4 protein-coding genes are annotated in these 4,600 nt (G+C 38.4%); 2 read left to right on the top strand and 2 right to left on the bottom strand.

Features of this window, described 5'->3' with window-relative positions:
• Window positions 1-92: 92 nt before the first annotated feature.
• Window positions 93-560, bottom strand: a complete 468-nt coding sequence (locus AC1DPQ_RS18545) for an Lrp/AsnC family transcriptional regulator (protein ID WP_477583166.1) — start codon at window positions 558-560, stop codon at window positions 93-95.
• 654 nt (window positions 561-1,214) lie between these two features.
• Here AC1DPQ_RS18545 and AC1DPQ_RS18540 point away from each other — a divergent pair.
• Both AC1DPQ_RS18540 and AC1DPQ_RS18535 read left to right on the top strand, forming a co-directional pair.
• Entirely contained in the window at window positions 1,215-1,721 is a 507-nt protein-coding gene (locus tag AC1DPQ_RS18540) for a hypothetical protein (RefSeq protein WP_477583168.1), read from the top strand.
• Window positions 1,709-2,464, top strand: coding sequence for an oxygenase MpaB family protein (locus AC1DPQ_RS18535; protein ID WP_477610490.1), 756 nt, complete (start codon window positions 1,709-1,711; stop codon window positions 2,462-2,464). The genes AC1DPQ_RS18540 and AC1DPQ_RS18535 overlap by 13 nt, the downstream gene beginning before the upstream one ends.
• 310 nt (window positions 2,465-2,774) lie before the next feature.
• On the opposite strand, the gene AC1DPQ_RS18530 is transcribed toward AC1DPQ_RS18535, so the two are convergent.
• Window positions 2,775-4,508, bottom strand: coding sequence for a RagB/SusD family nutrient uptake outer membrane protein (locus AC1DPQ_RS18530; RefSeq protein ID WP_477610489.1), 1,734 nt, complete (start codon window positions 4,506-4,508; stop codon window positions 2,775-2,777).
• Between the last annotated feature and the right edge of the window lie 92 nt (window positions 4,509-4,600).

The following is a 4,600-nucleotide window of genomic DNA, read 5'->3' as shown; positions in this document are numbered from 1 at the left end:
GATCAATGTAGCGATATAAGCTACCATAAACCAAAAAAGCACTCCAGGTTAAAATTGGGGTGCTTTTTTGATTTATTAATTTAATGATCATGCTATACAGGAAAAGCAGTTTCGCGTTTAGCCTGCTTAATTACAAGCGAACTATTAAGGGTACCTATATTATCCAAACGGCCGAATTTATTAATTAAAAAATCGTTATAAGCAATCATATTCCTTGCAACAACTTTTAACATAAAATCAAAACCTCCTGTTGTATGGTAACATTCCAGTACTTCATCAAGTTTGCTTACCTCCTGCTGAAATAACCGGAAGGCATTAACAGAATGATTGGTAAGCTGAACCTGTAAATAGGATATCATACAGTTCTCAAATTTATTAGGATCGATTAATGCTACTATCGAAGAGATAAATCCTAAACGTTCTAAGCGTTTTACACGTTCCTGAATGGGCGATTTTGACAAATGTAGCATAGCAGCCAGTTCCTTATAGGTTAGCCTTGCATCTTTTTGTAATAGTGTTAAAATATCTCTGTCTGTTTGGTCAGGGCTGTATAATTCCATTATAGTGATTAGTCTATTTATTTCTTTTCTAGGCTTAGTTTATAATGAATACCCAAATATATAAATACTCTCCGTTAAACCCTTAAGCGGAACACAAAAAAAGAACAAAATTTTGGCGAAAAGTATAATTAAAACTACCAACAGAATTAAATTCCGAAAAAGCCTATTCAACAGGACATTTTCCGTATTTATCAGCCACCTTCGTTTTAATTGTCAATGCGACAGATATTTGTTTAACGAATGAAACAACCGCTAACAGCAGTGCGTTGATTTAGTTTAGTTAATGATAACAAGAGCGCCAGCGCGATGCTGGCTCTTTTGCTTTTTAAATTATACTATAATTCGATGCAAAGCCAAGGTAAATAATCGCCCTTTTCGCATTTTTAAGCCTGGCGGATCTCCAATTTCTAAGCCCAAAACAAGAGCCGAAAATATCCACTCGCAAAAATCATCAATATTTTTTTGGAATATTCAGTTTTTAGCTTTTACTTTGAAATACAAAGCACTTTACAAAACATAGAAATATGACGCAATTTAACCCATCAGGCTTACTAGCTCTGCAATACTTTAGCATAAAGTTTCGTCCTTGGATTTTATTGTATTATCAGCAGGCTTACTATCACTTGCAGCTCACCACTATTTAACCAGCAAGCTATGAATACGGAAGAGAAAAAATTAAGGCTACATTCCAAAATATACGTCTGTACAATCATTGCCGGATTGACAATAAGCGGATTAACCGCTTTTCCGTTAGAAACTGAAATGGCTTATCTGGTGAAACACAGTACAATTTTACCAAGTTGTCTTCAAAACTGGATTGAAGCGGTTTATCAGGCCCTTAAAGCTACCAACTTACGTTATTCATTTTTAAGTTATGGCACCGATTGGCTGGCTTTTGCACATATCATGCTGGCCGTGCTTTTTATCGGCCCATTAAAAGATCCTATCAAAAACAAATGGGTAATCGAATTTGGTATCATCTGTTGTATCTCGATTATTCCATTGGCCTTAATTGCCGGAAACATCCGCCACATTCCAGTATTCTGGCAAATGATAGACTGTTCTTTTGGCATCATCGGCGTTATCCCGCTGATACTATGCCGCATCAACATCAAAAAAATTGAAATATTAGAAGAGCATTATGGATTATGGACTTTGTAGATAAACATTCTATCGTAAGGAAAATATGGGGCAACACAGATGTTGTGCTTTTTATTTTTGCCGGCGCCGCAGCAGAATTTAGCCTGAATAAAGCTGTTGATTGGTTGTATTTTACAGGCAAACTACCTAAAGATCCGCTGGGAAGATTGTTTTCTACTGTTGCCTATGCGCAAAAAATCGTGTTTTCCACTTTAACTGAAGCTAATGCAGCGATAGATCAGATTACCATGATCCATCAGCATGTTGAAGCTGGAAGAAATGCTAAAATTCCAGATTGGGCCTATAGAGATGTATTATTTATGCTGATTGACTATTCAATCCGTGCTTTCGACGTACTGGAAAGAAAACTCACTTTAACAGAAAAGGAGGAAATATTTACTACTTTCTATCAAGTTGGATGCCGCATGAAAATAAATGGACTTCCTGGTAATTTTGCGGCCTGGCAGATGATGCATGAACAACAGTTACAGGAAAATTTAATTTATAGCTGCTTTTCTCATGATCTTTATGATCAGTACAAAAAACACCTGGGTGCGCTGAGGTATTTATTAATGCGAAAAATACAAGCACTCATCGTCCCACTTAAAGTGAATGAATTGCTTAAACTGGGGGAAGGAAAACCCATTAAATCAATACTTACTTTATACAAAATAAGCAGGAAACTGAAGGTGAACAAACCGTTAAGAAACTTAATTCTTCCTGCAGCGTACAAGACACAGATTTTGAGCCTCGAAGCTTTTTAAGCATAATAAAGCTGTATCATAAATTTAATTTCGATTCGTATGTCACATTGAGCTCGTCGAAACGCTCTGCCAAGGTTATTTAATCTAGTCTTTCGACAGGCTTCCATAAAAAGGTCGTCATTGCGAGGAACGAAGCAATCTTAATGCGCACGCTGGTAGCGATCGTTGTAAGATTGCTTCGTCGGCTGGAAAAGCCTTCTCGCAATGACGATAATCTGAGGAGATTTAATCTCTTAAACTCACCTGTAATTAATATTGATTTTTGTACCATAAATTACCCTCAGGTACAACACAGCTTTATTACAACCTTCTATTTCCAATCAAACGGTAAATACCAGTTGGCTGGATCCATTAATTTTTGTCTGGCAAGGCTTGCATTAGGGTTGCCTGCTTTTAACAGCTTTTGGTAAATGCGATCTGCTAAAAAGGCCGGGTTGTTCTGTCTGCGGGCAATACGGACCAAATCAGGCCAGCGGTTACCTTCAAAAGCAAGTTCCAATGCGGCTTCATCAATTAATTTGCCTTCTAAGCCTATCATATCCGTTTGGTAACTTATATCAATAGCGTTTACTACTGCCCTACCTCTAATGCCACAGTTACGGTACCAGGTACCCGAAACATCGTTATTTTTTCTGGCATCGAAATAATATGGTGAAGTTTGTGGATAAGGCGTTATCATGGTATTTAACTCGGCTACCGAAACTGGTGCCTGGGCGCCAGCTGTAAACGTACCTACATAATAAGTATTTCTGATCCCCGTGTTTAACAATGCCCAGCCTAACTTGGTCTGCCCATCTCTATTGGCAGCTTCCGAAAAACGCAGGTGTAATAGTGACGCACGATAAATGCCCCATTTCCCACCGTTATCGGTTAATTTGGTGATTTCTTCGCCCATGGCCGAAGCATTGAACGATAATTTGCTCCTCGGATCGAAAGGAACACCACTAGTGGTAACCTGGCTATTCCACAAGTCTTTTATAGCCTGCGAAGGTTTTATCTGATAGCTTTTAAGCGGCGAACACAAATCAATCATTGGGTTTACAGGTTTAAAGGCGGTATTATAAGGCATGGCCCATAACCACTCGGTGCTCCATGGGCTCGAGGTGGTTGGCAAGGCAAAAATAGCACGCCAGCCYGCATCTAAACTGTTTATCAAACTACTGGCATCTTGCCCGCTTCTGCTAAACAGAACAGCTAAATTAGCATAAGCCACATCACCAGAGTTATTGATTTTGTAAAAGTTAAACCTAAAATTATCATTCGCATTGCCATTTTCGGCGTTCATCAGCTTGGCATAATTTTCGGCTGCTTTAATATAATTGCCTTTCCATAAGTAAAGATCGCCTAACAGAAAGGCTTTGGAAGCAAACAATTTTTGGGTACTATTGGCATCAATGGTAACCAGTAAGGATGTTCCTGTTGGATAAGCATAAGCTTCCTTATATGGCAGGCTCTCGTTAAAGGCAATTAATTTATCCAAGAGCTGATCAAACGGTGTTTTTGGGTAATTGGCCAGGTTTTTCAAATCATCTACCGTTTCTATCGCATCGGTAATATATGGTACACTACCATATTGAATACCTAAATGCAGATAAATCCAGCTCCTTAACGTGGCAATATCTGAATAGCGTTTGTTGTAATCATCAACACTCATCCGGCGATCATCGACCATCATTTTAAAGTTTTTGAGCACATCGTTACAATTCACAATCACCTGATAATATGGTCTTGGATCAACATATTGATTGTTTTTTGTTTCGGTATGTGATGATAACTCCTGCAGATCGGTACTTGATCTGGAGGTAACATCCATTAAATCTCCACGTAGTTCGTTCTGCAGGATGTATAGTTTTTCCAAGCCCAAAAATTGGCCGTAAATACCGATAAYCGCCGCATCTGCATCAGATACTGTTTTAAAAGCATTTACACTATCCAATTTATCTTCGGTTGGTACGTCAAGCATTTTTTTGCAAGACCACGAACCTGCCGATAAAATACCCAACAGCAAAAGGGATGCAATTTTTTTATTTAAGTTCATTTTCATGAGTATATCTTTCTTAATTATAATCCAACTCTAACACCTAGCTGAAACGACCTGAACTGGGGCTCAAGGGTGGTATCTACGCCCTGGCTAAA

Source organism: Pedobacter sp. 01T416_2 (genome assembly GCF_056398925.1).
This window is presented reverse-complemented; position numbering and strand designations above follow the sequence as displayed.